5 protein-coding genes are annotated in these 3,509 nt (G+C 41.1%); 4 read left to right on the plus strand and 1 reads right to left on the minus strand.

What is annotated here, in order from left to right:
- Nucleotides 1-163 precede the first annotated feature (163 nt).
- The 3 genes from FNW02_RS37735 (at nucleotide 164) to FNW02_RS37745 (ending at nucleotide 2,097) form a co-directional block, all read left to right on the plus strand.
- Nucleotides 164-1,213, plus strand: coding sequence for a hypothetical protein (locus tag FNW02_RS37735; RefSeq protein WP_191762564.1), 1,050 nt, complete (start codon nucleotides 164-166; stop codon nucleotides 1,211-1,213).
- Nucleotides 1,214-1,215: 2 nt separating this feature from the next.
- The gene (locus FNW02_RS37740) at nucleotides 1,216-1,590 is read left to right on the plus strand and encodes a hypothetical protein (protein ID WP_191762565.1); all 375 of its coding nucleotides are present in this window, start codon (nucleotides 1,216-1,218) and stop codon (nucleotides 1,588-1,590) included.
- Between the two features lie 138 nt (nucleotides 1,591-1,728).
- Entirely contained in the window at nucleotides 1,729-2,097 is a 369-nt protein-coding gene (locus tag FNW02_RS37745) for a hypothetical protein (RefSeq protein ID WP_191762566.1), read from the plus strand.
- Here FNW02_RS37745 and FNW02_RS37750 read toward each other — a convergent pair.
- On the minus strand, nucleotides 2,094-2,663 hold the full coding sequence (locus FNW02_RS37750; protein ID WP_191762567.1) for a hypothetical protein: 570 nt from the start codon (nucleotides 2,661-2,663) through the stop codon (nucleotides 2,094-2,096). The two genes, FNW02_RS37745 and FNW02_RS37750, sit on opposite strands and share 4 nt — an antisense overlap.
- Here FNW02_RS37750 and FNW02_RS37755 point away from each other — a divergent pair.
- Nucleotides 2,662-3,426, plus strand: coding sequence for a hypothetical protein (locus FNW02_RS37755; RefSeq protein WP_191762568.1), 765 nt, complete (start codon nucleotides 2,662-2,664; stop codon nucleotides 3,424-3,426). The two genes, FNW02_RS37750 and FNW02_RS37755, sit on opposite strands and share 2 nt — an antisense overlap.
- The last annotated feature ends 83 nt before the right edge of the window (nucleotides 3,427-3,509 follow it).

Below are 3,509 nucleotides of genomic sequence, written 5' to 3' on the forward strand. Positions count from 1 at the left end.
GCAATATTGCTACTTTTACAATGACTTTACCATCAAAGCCTTATTGCTCAACCTCTATACCATGAGCGATCGCTGCCTTTATCTCTCTTAGTATTTATGTACTATACTTAGATGCGTTTACCCTGGGGTAGGAATCGGTTCGGAATACTACGTTTTAGGTAGCTTGGCTAAAAGTATTTTTGCTGGCACATCTGCGATTCGTGATCTCAAATATCGGTACGCTCTGCCAAAGTTAGCTGCTTTAATATGGCTAGCCTGTTGTCATTTCAAGTTACAACAAGCTGATATTTTTCTACATTTGCTGCTGCCGTCTGGAGAATCCAAAGATGGCGATCGCTTGGGTAAACAATTGTCTGCTGCTCTTAAACAAGGAATCACCACGCCGACAGGTCGATTAAAACTGAGGCAACGTAATTTCTATGTATCTAATGAGGGTAGTGGTATTCTCTCATACCGTTGTCATACTTTAGGAGACGCTCATTGCCATCAGAGTATTGCCATGCTGATGCTAGGCTATCGCAATGCCAGTTTTACACTTATTGAAAGGGGGAACCAAAGTAAGGCGGAATCTACAGATTTGGGAATGAATTGGCTAGTAGAACGTTTTGTTAATCACACTGCCGTTGGATTATCGAAGGATGATTCGCGTTTAACTTCAGCTTTGGTGTTAGCTGCTGCTGGAGAGTTTGATGCACTGCGCTCGTTATCACGTAAAACTAAGTCCAATGAAGTTGAATCTGATTTGACGAACTTTCAAGCATCCTTAGACCTTGTGCGTCGGGAGTATTGCCGCGCTTTATTACGGTGGATTAGGAATATCGCGGTCTTTGATGAAGTTCTGATTTGTGGGGGTACTGGAGAATTCGTTCACAAAGAACTAACGGAGTATTTTACTCAAGAACAAATACCTGTTGTCTGGAATGGTGGGGTAAAAATTCCGGCTACTTTAGATACTAAGAACTTAGGAAATAGACTGGCTGATGTTTGGGTTTCTCATCTAAACCATATTGAGATGCTAGATGCCAACTTTGTTTACAGCCGCTCCTCACCGTTAGTTCCTCAACCAGTAGCAAAACCCGAATCATTACCTGAACCACAGCCTAAACCCGAAACACAGCTTAAACCCGAATCCGAAGTGAAGAAAACGCTTCTAGATACGCGTCCCAATCACGACCCTTGGAAAAACTTTTTACCAATGAAAGAAGGCATATAAATATGGATGCTACAGAGCAATTGGCCCAAGAGGCAAAACAACAAAGCTTTGATCAAAGGTCTGTAGACATATTTGAGAGTGTTTACCAAGATGCGGGAGTCACCAGCATCAAGAATATGAACATCAATGATAGCGATCGCATCTTATCAGTATTAGCTCAAGAACAAGCCACACCCGAATTTATCAGAGGATTTCTCGCTCATGGGTGGCAGCAAGGCATACCAGTTGAGGTAGTTCAACATATTCTAAATAGTGATCAAGATGGGGATGGGCGGACTCTGGCACAAGAATTATTTACAGACGGGAGTGATCCCTTTGAACCAGATCAGCCTCAACGACAGTTCAGAAGTGGTCGCACCAAAGAGCTAGAGCTTTAACTTGTTGTGAGACACCTAACTCTAGTTAGGTGTTTTAATTAACTAAAGTTAGGTGAAAGATTTGATGTTTGTTCAGTGCAGTTTTAGCTAAAAATAGATAGACTTTTGACAGCTTGAAATTTAGAGTTAGGAGTTTGTATGAATACACTAGCGAAGCCTAAAAAGGATGTGGCAGATGACAATAAAGATTTATCTACTCATCACAATAGTAGAGAAGATTTAGAGGCTTTAGTATTTAACAAGCTTTATTCTGGTGAAGACCCAACTCAAGCAATAGCATTTCTGTCCTACTTGAAAAATACAGAACTGGAGAAAGAGCAACACAAACAGTTACGGCAAGAAGCCCAAGAGAAGTCAATATTTAGCTCTTTACAAAGAGTAATGATTACTGCCTTCGCTATCCTGGGAATGATTGCATTTTTCGACAGAGTATTTAATGCCCAAGAATTATCGAAAGCTGGTGCAACGCCACCTGTGGTAAATAATCAACCGCGAGTAACTCACTAAAGATATTGTTTTCGGTAGTTTTGACGCGAGAGCTTTTTGGATTTTCTCTGTGTCCACTGAAACAGTGGAGTCAGCTGTTCGACATCTTGAAACGATGCTTTCCAAGTAGAGTTTAGAGTGTATTTGGCAATGAGATTCGCCAAAACCCGCAAACAACGCAAGGGCTGACTCCTGATTTGCTCCTCAGCGAAACGCAGTACTATCCAGTTAGCTTCGATAAAACATTTGTTGCGGTAATCATCCATCCCCACGCAGTGGATCTGTTCTCCACTAAAACTAAATGGCTCATCAATCTCCAAATCTATGTGCAAGTTTGTATTTGGTTCCACGACAACAAAATCAGCGCTATAAGGGCGGTCGTGACCAGGGGGTAAAAACTGCTGTTGGGACAAAGCATAAGACCCAAAGTGATGTCGTAGTATCTTGCCAAACTCCAATTCCGAAGCGCCCAATCGCGTGTTTTCGTTTGATTCTGAAGGTAGAATCAATGGCTGAAATTTGCCTGATTTAACATCAGGTGGCACAAATATTATTGGATAACAAGGACGATTAGAGCGATTACTCATGGCTGATTTAGTTTCTCAATTGTTTAATCTGATTGAACAGCAAAACCCTCTGATTGCAGTGGAGTCTCCATCACAGGAGAGAATAAGGTTACTTGAAAAACTCACTAGTGAATGTGCTTTAAGAAATGTTAACTGTTATATATGGATGCTGGAGGATGACCAATTATATCGGTTGCAGATAAATGGGCAGCAGTTGAGCTTAGAACAAGTGAGTGAATACAAGCCGAATACGACTAAGACTGTACGCGAAGATTATTTTGAAGTTCTAAGATTTTGGAAAACGACTTCTCTACAAGGGATTCTGATACTGGAAGGAATATTTCCTTGGATTAGTCAAGCGACTATTGACTCTGATTTTTTCTTGACTGCGGAGTGGATTAAGTCGGCGCTGATCAACTTGAAACTCTACAATCAAAATTCTCATAAAACAGCCATATTGTTAGGGCCAAATGCCAGTCTCTCATCTGATATAGCGGCTCTAATTCCTACTATTACTCAAGAACTGCCCACAGTGGAGAAAATTAATGCCCATTTAGAGTCAATCCTGCCCACTACATACAGCTCCATAGAAATCAATGAAATAGCCAACGCCTCTGTAGGAATGTATTTGGCAGATATTGAGATAGGTATTAGAAGTGCGATCGCTGAAACTACTGTTGAGATTCAAGAAGTTTCTTTAGCGGACAAACTCTCTAATTACAAAATCAGTCTACTTAAACGGGGTGCAACACGAAAAAGTTGGGTCAAGCAGGATAAAGTCTAGCAATCAAAATGGAATCACAAAAAGTTAGCCAACTTCCCGCCGCCCATTGACATCTAGCGTGCAAAATTGCTTCAGCATTTTCT

This window comes from Komarekiella delphini-convector SJRDD-AB1, from assembly GCF_014831675.1.
GTDB lineage: Bacteria > Cyanobacteriota > Cyanobacteriia > Cyanobacteriales > Nostocaceae > Komarekiella.

Bases quoted from the DNA above. Each gene is read 5' to 3' on its own strand.
- FNW02_RS37740 (WP_191762565.1), top strand. From the start codon at position 1,216: ATGGATGCTACAGAGCAATTGGCCCAAGAGGCAAAACAACAAAGCTTT.
- FNW02_RS37745 (WP_191762566.1), top strand. From the start codon at position 1,729: ATGAATACACTAGCGAAGCCTAAAAAGGATGTGGCAGATGACAATAAA.
- FNW02_RS37755 (WP_191762568.1), top strand. From the start codon at position 2,662: ATGGCTGATTTAGTTTCTCAATTGTTTAATCTGATTGAACAGCAAAAC.
- FNW02_RS37750 (WP_191762567.1), bottom strand. From the start codon at position 2,663: ATGAGTAATCGCTCTAATCGTCCTTGTTATCCAATAATATTTGTGCCA.